Source organism: Aliiroseovarius sp. S2029 (assembly GCF_023195575.1).
GTDB classification, from domain to species: Bacteria; Pseudomonadota; Alphaproteobacteria; order Rhodobacterales; family Rhodobacteraceae; genus Aliiroseovarius; species Aliiroseovarius zhejiangensis.
The window spans coordinates 43,411-59,122 of record NZ_JALPQE010000008.1 but is presented as its reverse complement, the minus strand read 5'-3'; the positions used below and the strand labels follow the sequence as shown (position 1 = coordinate 59,122).

The 15,712-nt window shown below is 63.0% G+C and carries 21 protein-coding genes; 17 read left to right on the top strand and 4 right to left on the bottom strand.

Going from position 1 to position 15,712, the window contains the following annotated elements; all coding sequences use genetic code 11:
- The first annotated feature begins 129 nt into the window (after positions 1 to 129).
- From MUY21_RS14760 to MUY21_RS14685, 16 genes are all read left to right on the top strand, one after another.
- The gene (locus MUY21_RS14760; RefSeq protein ID WP_248411101.1) at positions 130 to 462 is read left to right on the top strand and encodes a hypothetical protein; all 333 of its coding nucleotides are present in this window, start codon (positions 130 to 132) and stop codon (positions 460 to 462) included.
- Positions 434 to 1,048 (top strand): lytic transglycosylase domain-containing protein, encoded by a 615-nt coding sequence (locus MUY21_RS14755; RefSeq protein ID WP_248411100.1) that lies wholly within the window; start codon positions 434 to 436, stop codon positions 1,046 to 1,048. Before MUY21_RS14760 ends, MUY21_RS14755 begins: the two co-directional genes overlap by 29 nt.
- A gap of 19 nt (positions 1,049 to 1,067) precedes the next feature.
- A complete protein-coding gene (locus MUY21_RS14750; protein WP_248411099.1) occupies positions 1,068 to 1,349 on the top strand; it encodes a TrbC/VirB2 family protein in 282 nt (93 codons plus the stop codon).
- A gap of 42 nt (positions 1,350 to 1,391) precedes the next feature.
- Positions 1,392 to 1,670 carry a VirB3 family type IV secretion system protein gene (locus tag MUY21_RS14745; protein ID WP_248411098.1) on the top strand — a complete coding sequence of 93 codons (279 nt, stop codon included), beginning with the start codon at positions 1,392 to 1,394 and terminating at the stop codon, positions 1,668 to 1,670.
- A complete protein-coding gene (locus MUY21_RS14740; RefSeq protein WP_248411097.1) occupies positions 1,660 to 4,035 on the top strand; it encodes a type IV secretion system protein B4 in 2,376 nt (791 codons plus the stop codon). The genes MUY21_RS14745 and MUY21_RS14740 overlap by 11 nt, the downstream gene beginning before the upstream one ends.
- Positions 4,026 to 4,220 (top strand): hypothetical protein, encoded by a 195-nt coding sequence (locus tag MUY21_RS14735; protein ID WP_248411096.1) that lies wholly within the window; start codon positions 4,026 to 4,028, stop codon positions 4,218 to 4,220. Before MUY21_RS14740 ends, MUY21_RS14735 begins: the two co-directional genes overlap by 10 nt.
- On the top strand, positions 4,220 to 5,326 hold the full coding sequence (locus tag MUY21_RS14730; protein ID WP_248411095.1) for a lytic transglycosylase domain-containing protein: 1,107 nt from the start codon (positions 4,220 to 4,222) through the stop codon (positions 5,324 to 5,326). Before MUY21_RS14735 ends, MUY21_RS14730 begins: the two co-directional genes overlap by 1 nt.
- Complete coding sequence (locus MUY21_RS14725; RefSeq protein WP_248411094.1) at positions 5,323 to 6,087, top strand: type IV secretion system protein; 765 nt, start codon at positions 5,323 to 5,325, stop codon at positions 6,085 to 6,087. Before MUY21_RS14730 ends, MUY21_RS14725 begins: the two co-directional genes overlap by 4 nt.
- On the top strand, positions 6,084 to 6,470 hold the full coding sequence (locus MUY21_RS14720; protein ID WP_248411093.1) for a hypothetical protein: 387 nt from the start codon (positions 6,084 to 6,086) through the stop codon (positions 6,468 to 6,470). Before MUY21_RS14725 ends, MUY21_RS14720 begins: the two co-directional genes overlap by 4 nt.
- The gene (locus tag MUY21_RS14715; RefSeq protein WP_248411092.1) at positions 6,470 to 7,498 is read left to right on the top strand and encodes a type IV secretion system protein; all 1,029 of its coding nucleotides are present in this window, start codon (positions 6,470 to 6,472) and stop codon (positions 7,496 to 7,498) included. Before MUY21_RS14720 ends, MUY21_RS14715 begins: the two co-directional genes overlap by 1 nt.
- A 5-nt stretch (positions 7,499 to 7,503) precedes the next feature.
- Positions 7,504 to 8,160, top strand: coding sequence for a type IV secretion system protein (locus tag MUY21_RS14710; RefSeq protein ID WP_248411091.1), 657 nt, complete (start codon positions 7,504 to 7,506; stop codon positions 8,158 to 8,160).
- 3 nt (positions 8,161 to 8,163) lie between these two features.
- Complete coding sequence (locus tag MUY21_RS14705; RefSeq protein ID WP_248411090.1) at positions 8,164 to 8,883, top strand: TrbG/VirB9 family P-type conjugative transfer protein; 720 nt, start codon at positions 8,164 to 8,166, stop codon at positions 8,881 to 8,883.
- 2 nt (positions 8,884 to 8,885) lie between these two features.
- The gene (locus MUY21_RS14700) at positions 8,886 to 10,280 is read left to right on the top strand and encodes a TrbI/VirB10 family protein (protein ID WP_248411089.1); all 1,395 of its coding nucleotides are present in this window, start codon (positions 8,886 to 8,888) and stop codon (positions 10,278 to 10,280) included.
- Positions 10,281 to 10,299: 19 nt separating this feature from the next.
- Positions 10,300 to 11,298: a P-type DNA transfer ATPase VirB11 gene (gene virB11, locus MUY21_RS14695; protein ID WP_248411088.1), complete on the top strand. Its 999-nt coding sequence runs from the start codon at positions 10,300 to 10,302 to the stop codon at positions 11,296 to 11,298.
- A 275-nt stretch (positions 11,299 to 11,573) separates the two neighbouring features.
- Positions 11,574 to 12,227, top strand: coding sequence for an SOS response-associated peptidase (locus MUY21_RS14690; RefSeq protein WP_248411087.1), 654 nt, complete (start codon positions 11,574 to 11,576; stop codon positions 12,225 to 12,227).
- 370 nt (positions 12,228 to 12,597) lie between these two features.
- The gene (locus MUY21_RS14685; RefSeq protein ID WP_051372163.1) at positions 12,598 to 13,077 is read left to right on the top strand and encodes an SRPBCC family protein; all 480 of its coding nucleotides are present in this window, start codon (positions 12,598 to 12,600) and stop codon (positions 13,075 to 13,077) included.
- A gap of 130 nt (positions 13,078 to 13,207) precedes the next feature.
- Here MUY21_RS14685 and MUY21_RS14680 read toward each other — a convergent pair whose 3' ends face one another.
- Genes MUY21_RS14680 through MUY21_RS14665 form a run of 4 tightly spaced genes read right to left on the bottom strand, consistent with a single transcriptional unit; the run spans position 13,208 to position 15,174 of the window.
- Positions 13,208 to 13,513 (bottom strand): hypothetical protein, encoded by a 306-nt coding sequence (locus MUY21_RS14680; protein WP_248411086.1) that lies wholly within the window; start codon positions 13,511 to 13,513, stop codon positions 13,208 to 13,210.
- On the bottom strand, positions 13,506 to 14,042 hold the full coding sequence (locus MUY21_RS14675; protein ID WP_027260254.1) for a hypothetical protein: 537 nt from the start codon (positions 14,040 to 14,042) through the stop codon (positions 13,506 to 13,508). Before MUY21_RS14675 ends, MUY21_RS14680 begins: the two co-directional genes overlap by 8 nt.
- Complete coding sequence (locus tag MUY21_RS14670) at positions 14,035 to 14,517, bottom strand: VOC family protein (protein ID WP_027260253.1); 483 nt, start codon at positions 14,515 to 14,517, stop codon at positions 14,035 to 14,037. Before MUY21_RS14670 ends, MUY21_RS14675 begins: the two co-directional genes overlap by 8 nt.
- A gap of 3 nt (positions 14,518 to 14,520) precedes the next feature.
- A complete protein-coding gene (locus tag MUY21_RS14665; RefSeq protein WP_027260252.1) occupies positions 14,521 to 15,174 on the bottom strand; it encodes a TetR/AcrR family transcriptional regulator in 654 nt (217 codons plus the stop codon).
- Between the two features lie 59 nt (positions 15,175 to 15,233).
- Between MUY21_RS14665 and MUY21_RS14660 the strand changes: the two genes are divergently transcribed.
- The gene (locus MUY21_RS14660; protein WP_027260251.1) at positions 15,234 to 15,605 is read left to right on the top strand and encodes a DUF1428 domain-containing protein; all 372 of its coding nucleotides are present in this window, start codon (positions 15,234 to 15,236) and stop codon (positions 15,603 to 15,605) included.
- Positions 15,606 to 15,712 lie beyond the last annotated feature (107 nt).

Sequence of the window (15,712 nt, the reverse complement as noted above, 5' to 3'; positions counted from 1 at the left end):
AGCTCAATATAACAGCGATTTTACAAGTATTCCACATTTTTCTATTTTCTACGTTTTATATATATTGACTCTATCTATGCTTTTCGTGATGTTTGCATCATGTAAGAAGGTCTCTCAAAAGGAGAGACCATGCCGATCGCAAGACACCTGAGTCTGATCACACTGGATGGTGTGAAGGACCTCATTCAGAGGAAGGTGGACTTCACCTGTCGGTATGAGCTCGTAGGGGGCACAGGTGATGGCAAGCCGCTATACCAGTGCATCTATAGCGTCGGGGATGAGGAACTCATCCTGGTCGCTGCCAAGGTTCAGAAACACGGACCCAAGGTGCGTCACTTCGCGCTCTGGCCGGGGCTCGTCAATCACCACACCAATTTTGGTGACGGTCGTCCTGTCACTCTCGATCTCGATATCCGCAACGCCGAAGGCGGCGATGGCGGACCTGATGGTGATCGGGACTGAGGGCAGCGTCAGGACCTCGAACTGGACCTTCCACGACCGAGACCGCGATGAGCCACAGACGGCGTCGCTGGAATTGCCGGTCCGGGCTGATCGCGCCAGCATACTCGCCGCGATCCGTGCCACGTCCGACCGACACACCGGGAACCGCGCCCTGACGGCGGTCGGGCTGACGCCCGCCGCGTGGCACATCCTGTTCCGGGCCATGATCGAAGCAGAAAGCGCCTATGATCCGACCGCAACGAGCCCCAAGGGCGCCTACGGTCTCGGGCAACTCATGTCGGCGACAGCGCGTGCCCTCGGCGTTGATCGCAACGATCCGGCACAAAACCTCGAGGGCGCCGCGCGCTACCTCTTGGCGCAATTGTCGACCTTCCGGGACATTGATCTCGCGCTGGCCGCCTACAATGCCGGCCCTGATCGGGTCCGCGACTACAATGGCGTACCGCCCTTCGCCGAGACACACCGCTACATCACCCGCATCCACAACATCCGCCGCCGACTTTCCGGGCAACCATTCGGGCAGCCCGTCATCCGTCTCTCCACCAGGGCTGAGTCGCGCGTCCCGGTCGTGATCAACCTCAACTAGAGTCAGAGGACTTCCGCGCATGAGAATTCCCCGCCGCCGACACCTGTCACCCATCATCTCGATGCTGACAATCGCCTCATCACCTGCCCTCGCCCAGGACCTTTCGCCGATCCAGAACATGCTGGAGACCGTCGAGGCCGCGCTTACGGGACCGATCGGGATTGCCGTCGCGACCCTCGCCGTCATTGGCACCGGCTTCATGTGCATGATGGGGCGGTTGAACTGGGGCTGGTTCGCCTCGGTCATCATCGGGATCGTGCTGATCTTCTCGGCCGGCACCATCGTTGACGGATTCACCTGATGTTTATCTCACCATTCTGGCTCCAATCGGTGGGATAGGCTGATGGCAGAACGATCCCCTTTGTTCCTGGGTCTTGCGAGGCCGCCCAAATATCTCGGCCTCCCTGTTGGCTACCTTGTTATGCTGGCCATGGGGGTCGTTCTGCCCTTCATCTGGACCAAGTCGCTCGTCTTTTTCCTGATCGGCATCATCACCTACCCGGTGCTCTGGTTCGTCGCCGACAAGGAGCCGCATTTCTTCGAAGTGCTGCGGGTGTCCTACGGCTCGGTTCGCGCGACGAAGAACCGGGCGCTGCACGGGGGCGACAGCTATGGCGCTTGACGGAACCCGGCACGCCGCCCCTGCCCTCCTCGCTGCCGATGGCCGCGCGTTCTCGCGCGAAAGCACCCATGCCGAGCACCTGCCCTATTTCGCGGTAGCGGCACCGGATGCCCTGATCACCCGCGAGGGCGATCTGATGGCGACGCTCCGCCTCGACGGCCTCAACCCGATGACGACACCGGACGGCGAGCTCGACGCCCTGCGCCGGGCCGTCGCCGCGATCGTCGCGCAGACCGGCGATCTTTTCGGCTTCTATGTCCATCGCATCTCCGTGCCGCAGGACCTGCGCCTGCGCCCCATCGAAGGGGACGGGTTTGCCGCCGAGATCGACCGCCGCTGGCAGCACCACATCGCCGGCCTGCAGCCGAAGAAGAAACAGCTCTACCTCACGATCCTGCGACGGCCCGAGCTGGCGGCGCGTCTTCCCATCCTCAGGAGCATTGCCACCCGCGCCTGGGTGAAGGATCGCGCCGCACGGCTCCAGGAGCTGAACGAGGTCACCGGCTTCTTCGAAGTCGCGCTCGCCGCCGCCCGACCAGTGCGCCTCACCACCGAAGGCGGCGAATGGCTCGGGGTCCTGAACACCCTCAACTCGGGCCGCTTTGCGCCCATTGCCATCGGCCAGAGCGCCCTGCCCCTCTCGCATGCGCTCTCCGATATCCGGGCCACCTTCGAGGGCGACACCATCATCGTCACCGATGGCGTGACGGGTGAGCGCCGCTATGGCGCGGGTTTCAGCATCAAATCCTACCCCGCGCTGACCGATGTCACGCTCCTCGACGGGCTCGACCTGCCGCTCGATATCGTACTGACCAATTCCTTCACGCCGATCCCGACCAACATCATGGCCGAACGCATCCAGCGGATCATCCGGCAGATGCACGCCTCGGATGATGCGGCCGTGTCGCTCCGGGACCAACTGGCCATCGCCGCCGACGACCAGGAGGCCGGCCGGATCGCCTTCGGCAATCATCACCTCTCCATCGCAGTCTATGCCGAGAGCCTCGAGATGCTCGAGCGCGCCGCGGCGCAGATCAAGCGAGCGGGCCAGGAAATCATGGCCGTGATCGTGCGCGAGAAGATGGCGCTCAAGGCCACGTATTTCGCGCAGCATCCGGGGAACTTCGGCTATCGGGCGCGGCGCACGCCGATCTCGTCGGTGAATTTCGCCGATTTCGCGGCCCTTCACGGGTCGGTCGAGGGACGTTCCGGCAAGGACAGCCCCTGGGGCGAGCCGATCACGATTCTGCCGAGCGTCGGCACCTCCGGCTACCGCTTCAACTTTCACGAGGCGGGCGACGCGGCGAAGGAACCCACCGTCGGGCACAGCCTCGTTCTTGGTCGCACCGGAACCGGCAAGACGCTGACGACCGCCTTCCTCGCCGCCCAGTCACAGCGGGTCGGCACGCGGCTTTTCTTCTTCGACAAGGACCGCGGTCTCGAAATGGCGGTGCGTGCGCTCGGAGGCACCTATCACGAGGTTCGCGCGGGCGTTCCGACCGGTCTCAATCCGCTCGCTTCCGAGGTCGACGAACGCGGCCGGGCCTGGCTCTCAGACTGGCTCGGCACGCTGCTTTCCACCCACGGGGCACTCTCGGGCGAGCAATCCCGGCATATCCAGGGCGCGGTGCGCCAGAACGCCGAAGCGGGCGCCTCGCTGCAATCCTTCGAGAGCTTCGAGACCCTGTTCCGGTCTCTCGACGATGGCGGCGAGCTTCAGGCACGGGTTGCGGAATGGGCACCGGGCGGGCGCTACGGTTGGGTCTTCGCCGCCACGTCCGCCGAACCGGCGCTCGCACTCGACGGCGACATTGTCGGCTTCGACATGACCGAGATCCTCGACATGGCCACCGAGCGTATGGCGGTGCTTTCCTACATCTTCCGCCAGATCGAGCGCGTGGTCGAGGATCGCCGCCCCACCATCATCTTTCTCGATGAGGCCTGGAAGCTGCTTGACGATCCCTATTTCGGGGCACGGCTCGAGAACTGGCTCGTCACGCTCCGCAAGATGAACTGCGTCGTCGTGATGATGACGCAATACCCGAGCCAGCTCCGCGACACCCGCGTGGGCAAGACCATTGTCGAGACCGTACCCACGCAAGTTCTCTTTCCGAACGACCGGGCCACGCCGGAGGATTACGAGTTCCTGCGCGTCTCGGAAAAGGAAGCCGTCCTCCTCACCGAACCCACCGCCGGTCAACGGATCGCGCTCGTCCGGTCCGCCGGCGAAAGCCTTTTCGTCGATGCCGATCTGTCCGCCCTCGGGGACCTGCTCCCGATCCTCGGGGGTGGGCGGACCGGCGAGGCGCAGGTCGGACCCGACTGGCGAACCAACCCCGAGTTCTGGAGACACGCATGCGCCTGATCCCCTTGATCCTCATCGCCCTCGGTCTTTCCGGCTGCGCCCGCTACACCGACAAGACCTCCCCCTGTTTCGGGCAGAACGGCGATCCGGTCGTGTCACGCAACGCGGCCACACCGCTCAGCTTCTCCTCCAAATCAGAAGATCCCGCCCAGGACTGCCTCTTCGAGCCGGTGATGCAGGAGTGATGCGACGCTGGCTGATCATATCCGCCGCGCTCTGCGGTCTCGCGCCGCCCGCACTTGCGCAGGGCGTGCCGACCCAAGACAATATGCGCGTAGAACAGCTCGTCAAGCTCCTCGGCTCTCTGGGCGAGGATCTGGGCGTGCAGCGGGACACGGCCACAACAGGTGACGAGCTTGCCCGGGTCCAGGCCGAGCAGCTTCGCGTCCTCGAAGAGATGACCGCGGCCATCACCGGACCGGGCTTCTACATCGCATCAATCGAAACTCATGCCAGTTTCCCGGCCTCAGGGATCTATCCGCCCGTGGATGCAAGCCCCATGGACAGCCGCCTCTTCGGTGAAGGCCGCGGGACCATCGAGATGATGATCGTCCGGGTCGCGGGCGAGTATGCCGGTGCGCCGGGGGTGGCTCGGGCCGGGCTGTCCCCGACCCAGTGGCGCTGCCTCTTCCAGGCACTCATCAAGCAGGAAAGCCGTTTCAGCATCACTGCCCAGAGCCCCGTCGGCGCCTATGGTCTGACCCAGCTGATGCCCGGCACCGCGTCGGACATGGGCGTCGACCGCTACGATGTCATGGATAATCTCCGGGGCGGCGCCCGCTACATCGCCACGCAGTTGGGTACCTTCGGCAATGTCCCCCACGCGCTCGCCGCCTATAACGCGGGGCCGGGCCGGGTGATGGAGTATGGCGGCGTGCCGCCCTTCCCGGAGACCCAAGGTTACGTGCGCAACATCTCGCAGTTCATGGGCGAATACCTCGCCGTCGTTGGCGGGGCGGACGCGCTCGGCACGCTGACACCGGCCGACATGGCGTTGGCCGAGTATTCGAACATCTCGGATGCGAGCCTCTACTATGCGGCCGATGCCCATGCCACCACCGCGCAGGTGGTGAACCGCCTGGCCGCGATCATCCGGCAGATCGACGAACAGCCGAACGTCAAGGCGGCGATCGAGCTCAACACCTACGCGCGGGTCGAGATCGCCCGCATCCTGTCCCTCCGCGTCCGCCTGATGGCCGCGAACCAGACCCGCGAGGCGGCATATGCCCAGCATCTCGCGGTCGACCGGATCGAGGAGAGGGAATTCATGGCCATGGAGGTGCCCGAATGAAACGGCTCTTGCTCGGCGCGGCAACCGCGCTGCTTCTCACCACATCCCCGAGCCTCGCCCAGGGCGTGCCGACCTTCGACGGACAACAATTGCGCCAGCTCGTCCTGCAGATCGAGCACATGGCGGAAGACCTCAACGTACAGCTCGAGCAGCTGGCGACCATGCGCGAGGAACTGGAGACACAGATTTCGCAGCTTCTGAACCTCGAGGCCCAGCTGCGCTCGCTGATCGACGGCAACGCCCTCGGCGAACTTTTTGCCACCATCGAGGAGTTCGAGCGGCTCAAGGGCTCGCTCACCGCACCGATCGACACCCTGCAGGCGCTGGCGAGCGGCGATTTCCTGTCAGGGTTCAAGCCCGGCTCCGATCTCTCCGAACAGGTCGAGGCGACGCTGACGGGAACCGGCCTGACCCAGGAACACCTCTCGACGCTCTCAAGCTCACCGGAACCCGCCGACAACCGGCTTGCCACCTCTGCCGGGGCCAGCGCGATGCTGTCCGTTGCCGCGCAGGAATCCCACGAGGAAGCGGGCGCCAGCCTCGATCGCCTGGAGACCATGGTCGGGCTCATCGACGACCAGGACGGGCTGAAGGCCGCGGTCGATCTCAACACGCGCGTGACCGCCGAGCTCGGCATCATCCTCACACAGATCTGGCGGCTCGAAGCGGCCCAAGGCGTCAGCGCCGGCCAGCTCGGCGTGGTCGATGCCGCGACGCTCGCCGCCGAACGCAAGTTTCGCGAAATGGAGGTGGAAGAATGATCAGACGGATCGATCTCGCGCTTGGGATGTTACTAGCCTTTGCAGGGCCGGGTTTTACCCAGACTTCCGGCAGCTTTGAAACCATGGCCCAGCCTGAAGAAACAGTTGAGGCCTGTGTTGCACCGCGTCCGCCACGCGAACTGCATTCCTTTGCCCTTGTCCGCAATGGCTACCGAGAAATCTTACGTATCGTCGCGGCGGAACAGGCCATCGAGACGCGCACCTGTGGCTGCCAGTTCGATGCGGTGTCATGGGATGACGCCGTCGTTGCGCATGAACGGTTCCAGACGTCTAACAACCCAAAACTCCTCTTCGATGTTATCGCTCTGCGAGGGCAAGCCGACACTCTGGAAGTCGAGCTCCAAGAGGTCTGCTCGGAATAATGGGAATCATTCGCGACATACTCAGCGAGGTGGATGACGCCATCGATTCCGTTGCGGAAGCCGGGTTCATCCAGGCTGCAAGCCAAATCGGCGACGTGGTTTCCATCGGTTCAGGCGTCTTGTTGGTTCTGCTCGGAGTCAATGTGGTGATGCAGCTTCGCCCGATGACATTCGGCAGCGGATTTGCCTTTGGGACCAAAGTGGCCCTAGTCGGCCTCTTCGCGCAGAGTTGGGACAACTTCTCTGTGATATACGGAATCGCAACGGACGTTCCGAATGCCATCGGGACCCGCATCCTGTCGCTCACAGCATCCGGCGACGAGGCCGGTGTCTATGAAAGCCTCGATAGGATGGTGAACCGCATCACTGCCTATGGCGACGCGATCGGCGATCGCGCGGGCTGGGTCTTCGGCGCCGTCCTCGGCGCGATCTTCTTCGTCCTCTCGGCCGTCTTTGCCGCCGTCACCGCCGGGATCATTGCCTTCGGCAAGATCGTCTTCACCCTAATGATCGTGATCGCCCCCTTCATGATCCTGGCCTCCCTCTTCAAGCCGACCCAGTCGCTCTTCGAGGCCTGGAGCCGGGCCACCATCGGCTACGCGCTCATGCCCATCGCGGCCGCCGGTGCCGCCGGCATTATCGTCGCGATCGCCGAAAGCATCGGGGACGCCTCGACCGATCCCGACAGCGTCGAAACCATCAGCCTCATCCTGCCCTTCCTCGTGATCCTGATCTTGAGTGCCGGCATCATGGCCGCCGTTCCCTCCATCGCCGCGAACCTCAGCGGCGTGGTCGCCGTCGCCTCCAATGCCATCGGCCTTACTGGTCTGGCCCGCCGCGGCGTCGTCAACACCGGAGAATACGGCCTGGGCGGTGCCGGGCGGCTCGCCACGGGCAAGACACCTTATGAGCTGCGACGCGCCACGAGCGACGGCGTGGTCCGGACCGGTCAGGCGATCCGGGCGACGCCGGGTGCCCTTCTGGCGCGCACCAAGGCGCTCCGCAGCCCCAACCAGAACCAGGCGTAGATGGCATGAGCAAGGAACGGGACGCCTTCGAGGCGGATTTCATCTATGGGCCGAGGCGGCGGGAACGCTTCGCCTGGTTCATCGCCGCGGCTGGCGTGACCGTCGGCCTTGCCGGGTTTCTCGGCGCGCTCACGCTCTTCCCGCTCAAATCCGTCGAGACCTTTGTCGTCGTCGTCGACAAGGAAACCGGCGAGATGGACCGTGTGGCCCAGGTCGCGGCCCTCACCCTTGATGAGAGCGACGCCATCATCCAGGCGAGCCTCGTGGCCTATGTCGATGATCGCGAGACCTACGATCTCACCGATGGCGAGAGCCGCATCAACTCGGTGCTCGACCGTTCCGACGGCGATGCCGCCCGCACACTCCGTGATCTCTGGTCCTCCTCGAACCCGGACTACCCGATCACCGTCTATGGCCGCGAGGCCAAGATCGATGTGGTGATCCGTTCGGTCAACCAGATCGAGCCGGGTGTCGCCCAGGTTCGCTTCACCCGGACGCTGCGCCGAGAGCGAGACACCCGCACTGTGACACGGCCTTACGTCGCCACCCTCGCCTATGACTTCCGCCCCGAAACCCGTCAACGCCTGCAGGACGTCTGGGCCAACCCGCTCGGCTTCGTCGTGACCTCCTATCGCGTCGATGCCGAAACCCTTGAGAACTGACCGATGAGACTGCTCGCCCCCCTCCTCTTGGCCTGTGCGCTGCCGACGATCACCTTTGCCGAGGCCACGCCTCAGGGCGGCCCGCTCGACATCCGCATCCGCTACGCCGTCTACAACGAGAACCAGGTGTTCCGGATCGAGACCGATCTGCGCCACTCCACGACGATCCATTTCGGGCGCGGTGAGCGGTTCGAGGCGGTCATCGTCGGCGATACAGAAAGCTTCCAGGTCGATCCGATCCCTGAGCTGGGCAACGTGCTGACGATCAAGCCCCATGTCGCCGGCGCCTCGACCAATATGACCGTCATCACCAACCGTCGGACCTATTCCTTCCACCTGCGCGAGGGCTCGATCCCGAACCGGACCGGCAAGTTCTTCGAGGTGAGATTCCAGTATCCCGACGATGCGTGGCGCACAACAGGAACCACCCCGAAGGGTTTTGAGGCGCCGCGAAACTACGCCTATCTCGTCTCTGGCGAGAGCGATTTCCGCCCCGCCTCGGTCTATGACGACGGCCGTTACACCTATTTCACCTTTCCCGAGAACGGCCGACAGCCCGCCATCTTCAAGGCCGATGACCAGGGCCGCGAGCGCACCGTAAACTGGACCCAGATCGGCGACACCGTCCGGGTCCTCGGCGTGACCGACTACTGGACGCTGAGGATCGGGGATGAGGCGCTTTGCATCGCCCGCGACCGCTCCGCGATCTACGTGAGCAACTGACCATGGCGGATCCCGATCTCCAGAAACGCCTCAATACCTTCAGCGACGACAAGAAGATATCCCGGACCAGCGGGTTGGGCGTTGGCGCGCTCGCCATCGCGCTCGGGCTTGGCGGTGCCGGTGTCGCCTATTGGCTGGCCAGCTCGGGGCACGATATCCCGAGTTCGCTCGAGACCTCCGAGGTGGAACCGTTCCAGGATGGCCGGCCCGGTGGCGGCCGGCTGGAGTTCCCGCCCGACGAAGCCGAAGAGCGGGTCAACGATGCGCTGATCGCCGTGGAGGATGCGCTCGACGTGCCGGAAAGCCCGGCGCCGGAACCCTCCAGCGAGGTCCTCGACGAAATCGCCCGGCTTCGCGAGGCGCTGGCGGCCAGCCAGTCCGAGCGCAATGCCGAGATCCAGGCAGCGGTGAACGATCTGCGCGAGGCGTTCGATGCCCAGACCAGGGCGCTGGAAGCCCAGATCGCGGAACGCGAGCGCCAACTGACCGCAATCGAACGCGAAAACGATGCGAAGCTTGCAAACCTCCAGGCCCTGCTCGAAGCCGAGCAGGCGCAACGGGAGAGCCTCGAAGCCGAGCTACAGAACAATTCCCTCATCGCCGATCAGGAACTGCTCGAAGAGCGGCGGCGGCAAAAAGAAGAACAGCGCAGGCGCGAGGCGGAGCGGGACGCAGCGGAACTGCTGACCGCCCAGATCCGGTCCCCAGCGATTGTCTATGCCGATGGGCGCGGTGCCACCGCAGCGCCGTCCGGCCCGGCGGGCACGGGCGCCCCGCTCGACGAGAACGAGGCCTATCTGCAGCGTGCCGCCCGACCACTCGAGGTCGAGGAAGCCACCCGCATGGAGTTCCCGGACCGGACACTTGCGCAGGGCTCGGTCATCCAGGCGGCGCTCCAGACGGCGATCAACAGCGATCTGCCGGGCAATGTCGTGGCGGTGGTGTCCGAGCCGGTGCCAGCCTTTTCCGGCGAGCGGATCCTGATCCCCCGCGGCTCGCGGCTATTCGGGCAATACCGCTCCGGCATCGAGGTGAACCAGAAACGCATCCTGATCCTCTGGACACGGATTCTCACACCCGACGGGACCTCCATGGATATCGCCGCGGTCGGGGGCGACCAGCTCGGCCGTTCCGGGCTCACGGGCCTCGTCGACACCAAGTTCGACGAACGCTTCGGCGGGGCAGCGCTGATCTCCATCATCGGCGCCGCGCCGTCGGTTGCGGCCGAGCAGGCCCGGGATGAGGTCAGAGGCGAGGTGCTGGAGAATATCGGCGAGGACCTCTCGGATGCGACCAGCTCGGTCATTGCCGACCAGGTCTCGATCGCACCCACGATTTACGTGGATCAGGGCGCCAGTGTGACGGTACTCGTAGACCGGGACGTGGTGATTTATTGAGCAAGGGGGGTGTCTTCTGATGGCTGACGCCCTGCCCGCGTCCTACCTGGAGCGCTACCTCGCACCGTTTGAACGGTGGCTTACCGATGACGAGGTCATCGAACTCGCGGTGAATGCTGACGGTCGGGTCTGGATCGAGCGACGTGGCGCGGATGCAATGGAACCTGTCGATCTCACCGTCGATCCGATGGCTGCGGTCAATCTCGGGACCGCGATTGTCGGGGACGCCAAGGCCAAGGTCTCTGAGAAGAACCCGCTCGTCTCCGGCAAGGTCGAGTTCCAGGGCAGACCCCTTCGCGTGCAGGTCGTGGTGTCGCCTGCCGTCGAGACCGGCGCGTCGATTACGATCCGGCTGTTCGGTCGGGCCGACATCCGCAGTTATCGCCCGGAATACCTGCTGGGAGAGGCCGTGTCGCTGTCGGACAAGCGGGCTGAAAACCTGTCCGAGATCGCCGAGCTGGCAGGCTCGGACCTGCCGGAGGCGCTGAAGCAACTGATCGCGAACCGTCTCAACATCCTGGTCAGCGGCGGGACATCGACCGGCAAGACCACCTTTGCCCGGCATCTCCTGACCCATGTGCCGGACGCCGAGCGCCTCATCACGATCGAGGACGCATTCGAACTCTTTCCCCACCAGCCGAATTCCGTCTGTCTCCTAGCGGATCGCGCCAAAGACAGCCCCCGCTCCGCCGGAGCTCTCCTTCAGGCGTCGCTGCGGATGCGACCGGATCGGATTGTCGTGGGAGAGTTGCGCGGCGCGGAAGCTCTCACCTATCTCGAGGCCATCAACACCGGCCACGGCGGCTCGGTCTCGACAATCCATGCCGAAACCGCCGAACTCGCCATCGACCGACTGGCGATCATGGTCCTGCAAGCCGGCACCCCGCTGACATTCGCAGAGGTCCAGACCTACATCCGGAAGTCCATCGACGTGATCGTGCAGCTTGGGCGCGTGGAGGGGCGCCGGGGGGTTTCGGAAGTGTTGGTGTTGAGTGGTCGTTCGGGTGAGTCGATCTAAAAGCCTGCTGCGCGGGATCCCATCCTGACTGCTGGTTCCGGCCCCAGCTTGGCTTTCATTTGGTGCAATATGAGGAGCCACCAATACCGAGGCGACAAGTTTACGCGGACTGTTAGACAAGCTTTCTCTACGCAATCGGGCAATGCATTCGCTTGGCGGGGAAGCGCGACAATTTCGGCTTTGACTGGGCTACCAACGTCGCTCAAGTCGATGCCCTTGCGAGGGTCGGGGCGCATGCCTAGTCTCAATCCTGCTAGCCATGGGAGATATTCCAAATGTGCGGACGCTTCATCGAACCTGATTTGATCGGCACAGACCAAGAGCACTCAGAGACAAAGATCAACCCGTTTCCGGGCCAACCTGTGATCATCCCGCCGCGTGGCCCGTGCCGTTACAACGTCGCACCGACGCAAGACATCTTGATCTTCGGTGGCTCACCTCTGGTCGCCATTGAAGCCCGGTGGTGGCTTGTCCCGTCTTGGCACAAGGGCGAGGTGAAAGACTGGAAGGCCACGACATTCAATGCGCGAATAGAGGATGCGAAAGACAAGCCGAGCTTTCGCGCTGTGTGGCGGCATGGGCGCTGCCTTATCCCGATGGGTGGGTACTATGAATGGACGGGAAAGAAGGGCCACAAACAGCCCCATGTGATCTTGTCTGGCGGGAATGAACCGACGCTCTGGGCGGCTGGGTTGGCATCCCTCTGGAATGACTTGCTAACGTGCACGATGATGACCCGCGCGGCCAATGCCGATGTCGAGGGAATCCACCATCGCATGCCTGTAATCCTCAATATTAACGAGCGCGAGGCGTGGTTGTCTGGAAGCGATGACGTTCAGGAACTGGGGTCAGAGGTGCGGCTTCGCCATCATCCGGTCAAGAGATTTGGCGCGCGAGATGAGGGGCCGGAGTTGATTGAGAGGGAGTAAGTCTGGTGGTGAAAGCACTCCCGCGAGAGTGGAAATGGCACTACGACCGATACCCGAAATCTGGTGGGTCATTCGGTTCTGCCCTCAAGTTTCTCAGATGCGGGCATTGACGAGTAGTAGTTAGCCATTGTTGGCTTGGACAAAAACCTGCCAAAACCGCAAAAGTTTTGCCGGAGGTTTTTGTCCAACCTAAGCGGTTGATCCTGGGAAGGGTGGGGCGCCTGGACAAAAACCGCCGTCTTTGGCGTGCAGGTTCTGCCACTGGGTTTGTGTCCGGTGTGCGGGACAGAGCTGGCTTTCGCTGCGGTTGCGCAGATGTTTGGTTTAGGTCAATCAAGCAGGGATAGCTTTTTGAACCACAGGAGCGACTGTGAAGACTGTCATCCTCGAACATGAATACGCCTCACCGGCGAAGGAGGTCTGGGCGCTGGCAACGGACCTCGATGCACTCAGGGAAATCATGGATGGGGTTGTCAGCTTCGAAGGGTTGCCGAGCGGTCGCGTATACCAAGGCCAGAGAATTACCGTGCAGGTGTCGCTGTTCGGGAAGTTACCGCCTCAGCCGTATTTCATGGAAGTCCTGGAATGCGACGACGAAGCAATGATTTTGCGGTCTTCTGAAAAGGGCGCAGGCGTCAAATCGTGGCGTCACACTCTGACCGTGGAACCGCAGCAGTCAGGATCCAGGCTGCGCGACGTCATTGAAATCGACGCGGGCTGGATGTCATGGGCCTTCGCGCTCTGGGCACGGTTTCTGTATCGCAAGCGGCATGAACCGCGCGTTCAAATGCTTGCGGACATGCGGGCGAAACGGTCTGAGACTGAGTTGTCCGATGCAGAATCGCCGTGAAGTGAACCAAGATGGACTGCGGCCCTTCGCGCTATGTGCAGTGAACTGCAAAAAGGGCTCACTCCAGACCTTCTCCGCAGCGCAGGATGCGCCAAAACTCAACCCTTTCTGTCATCGGCAATAACGACCGTTATCGCCCCGTCCTGAACAACCGCACCGGCGCCTTGCCGCCGCGTTCGATTACACCCTTGGCCTCTTGGTCGAGCTGCACTGCCTTCAGCCACCATCCGGCCTTCTCGCCGCCCGGAAACCGCTCCTGTGACAGGTTCGGCAGCAGCGCAGCCTTGGCCTCGGCGACACTCATGCCGGGAGGCTCGGTCGGCAGTACCGGCAGCAAGGCGTCCCGCATGGCGATGAATTTCGCCTTGTTCACCCGCTGGACGTGGTTCGGCGATGTGATGCTTTCGATTTCGATCTTCTCGTCCGTATCAGACATTGATCTCTCCCGTGGTTGGCGTCTTCGGGTTGCGGAACCCCATGGCGACCCACGCTCCGAACAGCTTCGCGAAGAACCCGAGACTCTGTTTCTTCGCGTTGGGAATGTCGTCCGGCAGCGTGGCCCCTTCGGGTAGGTCGGAGGCCATCGTGCGCATCGTGGGCGCAGGCCTTGTGCCATCCGGCCAGAGCCCACCATAAAGACTCAGCCAATGCCCGCCCTTGAACTCCAGATAGACTGGCGTGTTGCAGCAGGTGGCGATCACCCGCGTGCTGGGGGCTTCGGGGGACAGGCGGAACCCGGCCAGGTTGTCGGTGCCGGACAGAAAACGCACGCGGTCCTTGCGATACATGACGAAGGCAGTCGTGCTGTGATCCGTGAGGATTTGCGGGGCGCCCTCAAGGCGCTGCATTCGGTCCGCCGCTTCGCGGCAAGAGGTGCAGCAGCATTCGACGCTTTCGATTGGCTTGCCCTCGACTTCGAGGCGGGTCTGACCGCAGGCGCATCCGATTTGTGTTGTCTCACCCATGCGCTGGCTCCTTCTCGGCGGCGGCTTCGAGGGCGGCGATGTCGATCTTGCCCATCTGCATCATGGCCTCGCTCACACGGCCCACCACGCCCGGATCGTCACTGGCCAGCAGGTCCGGCATCCGCTTTGGCACGATCTGCCAGGATACGCCGAAGCGATCTACGACCCATCCGCAGCGCCCCGGTTCGCCGCCTTTCGCGGTCAGCGCGTCCCAGAGCCGATCAGTTTCGTCCTGATCCTCTGTCAGCACAGAGATCGAGGCGGCGGGCGTCAGCTTGTAATGCGGACCTCCCGTCAGGATCATCATCGGCGCACCGGCCAAGTTGAACTCGACAATCATAGGATCGTCCGGCTGGCCGTTCTCGCGCACCGCCTCGATCCGACTGTCCGGCACGAGCTTCACGTAGTCTTGGGCTGCTTCGTGTCCGCCCTTCTCGAACCAAAGGCAGGTCCGCACTTTTGAGGCATGTTCCATTGGTCAATTCTCCCTTGTTGTTGAGGTTTGTGGTTCGACATCAAGACCGAACAGGCCCCGCACATAGCGGATCAAGTGATCAACACTCTCGCGGGCGAGGTCCGAGTCTCCGGTGGCCTTGGCGAGAATGAACCCACCCTGAAGAACCGCCTGCGTGTGGCGGGCAAGGCTCTCGGCTGTCCATTCGGCATCAATCCCTCGCTGCGCTCTGGCCGCTTCGATGTCGGCCTCCAGTGTGGCGGCATGACCGAAGATGCTGGCAGCGCAGGCGTCCCGGATCGCGGGGGCGCTGTCATGCACCTCCTGCGTCATGGTGCCGACGAGGCAGGTGTATTCAAAGGTCTCGCCACCGATGATCCCCTTGCGGAAATCCAGATAGGCCAGCACCCGGTCCAGCGGATCGTCGGGTTTGTGATAGGGTGCGCCCGCAAACAGCGCGCTGGTCGTCTCGGCCCAATAGTTCGCGGCTGCGACACCAAGGGCATCTTTCGTTTTGAAGTGGTGAAAGAATGCGCCCTTCGTGACCCCGGCCGATTGGCACAGGTCGTCAACGGACGTTGCGGCGAAACCTTTCTGGCGGATCACGTCGCGGGCCGCTTCCAGAAGGCGGGTGCGCGCATCGCCGCGCTCGGGGGATTGTTTGGTCGGTCTTGGCATGGTTGACATACATACCGGTCGGTCGGTATGTAGTAAAGAACAAACTAGGGAGACAGATCATGAGCTATATCGACGGCTTCATTCTCGCGGTGCCGACCGCGAACAAGCAGACTTTCACCGAACACGCCGACCGGGCGAACCGCTTCTTCATGGATCAGGGCGCACTGCGAGTCCGGGAATGCTGGGGCGACGATGTGCGCGACGGTAAGCAAACCGATTTCCGGAAGGCCGTGCAGGCCAGGGACGACGAGACGGTCGTGTTCTCGTGGGTCGAATGGCCGGACAAGGCCACGCGCGATGCCTGCGGCGCAAAAATGGAAGAGGCCTCGAAATCCGACGAGCGGATCAACCCCGAGAAAAATCCGATGCCGTTTGACGGGATGCGGATGATCTACGGCGGCTTCTCACCTGTGGTCGAACTCGACGCCTGATCAAAGGAAGCTGACTTTCGATTAGTCATCGCGAGCGGCTGCTTCCCCCCGCAGTGTGACAGTGCATACGATTTGCAACGAATAGCATTGTTCGCCATGAACACCGC

Bases quoted from the DNA above. Each gene is read 5' to 3' on its own strand.
- MUY21_RS14760 (WP_248411101.1), top strand. From the start codon at position 130: ATGCCGATCGCAAGACACCTGAGTCTGATCACACTGGATGGTGTGAAG.
- MUY21_RS14755 (WP_248411100.1), top strand. From the start codon at position 434: ATGGCGGACCTGATGGTGATCGGGACTGAGGGCAGCGTCAGGACCTCG.
- MUY21_RS14750 (WP_248411099.1), top strand. From the start codon at position 1,068: ATGAGAATTCCCCGCCGCCGACACCTGTCACCCATCATCTCGATGCTG.
- MUY21_RS14745 (WP_248411098.1), top strand. From the start codon at position 1,392: ATGGCAGAACGATCCCCTTTGTTCCTGGGTCTTGCGAGGCCGCCCAAA.
- MUY21_RS14740 (WP_248411097.1), top strand. From the start codon at position 1,660: ATGGCGCTTGACGGAACCCGGCACGCCGCCCCTGCCCTCCTCGCTGCC.
- MUY21_RS14735 (WP_248411096.1), top strand. From the start codon at position 4,026: ATGCGCCTGATCCCCTTGATCCTCATCGCCCTCGGTCTTTCCGGCTGC.
- MUY21_RS14730 (WP_248411095.1), top strand. From the start codon at position 4,220: ATGCGACGCTGGCTGATCATATCCGCCGCGCTCTGCGGTCTCGCGCCG.
- MUY21_RS14725 (WP_248411094.1), top strand. From the start codon at position 5,323: ATGAAACGGCTCTTGCTCGGCGCGGCAACCGCGCTGCTTCTCACCACA.
- MUY21_RS14720 (WP_248411093.1), top strand. From the start codon at position 6,084: ATGATCAGACGGATCGATCTCGCGCTTGGGATGTTACTAGCCTTTGCA.
- MUY21_RS14715 (WP_248411092.1), top strand. From the start codon at position 6,470: ATGGGAATCATTCGCGACATACTCAGCGAGGTGGATGACGCCATCGAT.
- MUY21_RS14710 (WP_248411091.1), top strand. From the start codon at position 7,504: ATGAGCAAGGAACGGGACGCCTTCGAGGCGGATTTCATCTATGGGCCG.
- MUY21_RS14705 (WP_248411090.1), top strand. From the start codon at position 8,164: ATGAGACTGCTCGCCCCCCTCCTCTTGGCCTGTGCGCTGCCGACGATC.
- MUY21_RS14700 (WP_248411089.1), top strand. From the start codon at position 8,886: ATGGCGGATCCCGATCTCCAGAAACGCCTCAATACCTTCAGCGACGAC.
- virB11 (WP_248411088.1), top strand. From the start codon at position 10,300: ATGGCTGACGCCCTGCCCGCGTCCTACCTGGAGCGCTACCTCGCACCG.
- MUY21_RS14690 (WP_248411087.1), top strand. From the start codon at position 11,574: ATGTGCGGACGCTTCATCGAACCTGATTTGATCGGCACAGACCAAGAG.
- MUY21_RS14680 (WP_248411086.1), bottom strand. From the start codon at position 13,513: ATGTCTGATACGGACGAGAAGATCGAAATCGAAAGCATCACATCGCCG.
- MUY21_RS14675 (WP_027260254.1), bottom strand. From the start codon at position 14,042: ATGGGTGAGACAACACAAATCGGATGCGCCTGCGGTCAGACCCGCCTC.
- MUY21_RS14670 (WP_027260253.1), bottom strand. From the start codon at position 14,517: ATGGAACATGCCTCAAAAGTGCGGACCTGCCTTTGGTTCGAGAAGGGC.
- MUY21_RS14665 (WP_027260252.1), bottom strand. From the start codon at position 15,174: ATGCCAAGACCGACCAAACAATCCCCCGAGCGCGGCGATGCGCGCACC.
- MUY21_RS14660 (WP_027260251.1), top strand. From the start codon at position 15,234: ATGAGCTATATCGACGGCTTCATTCTCGCGGTGCCGACCGCGAACAAG.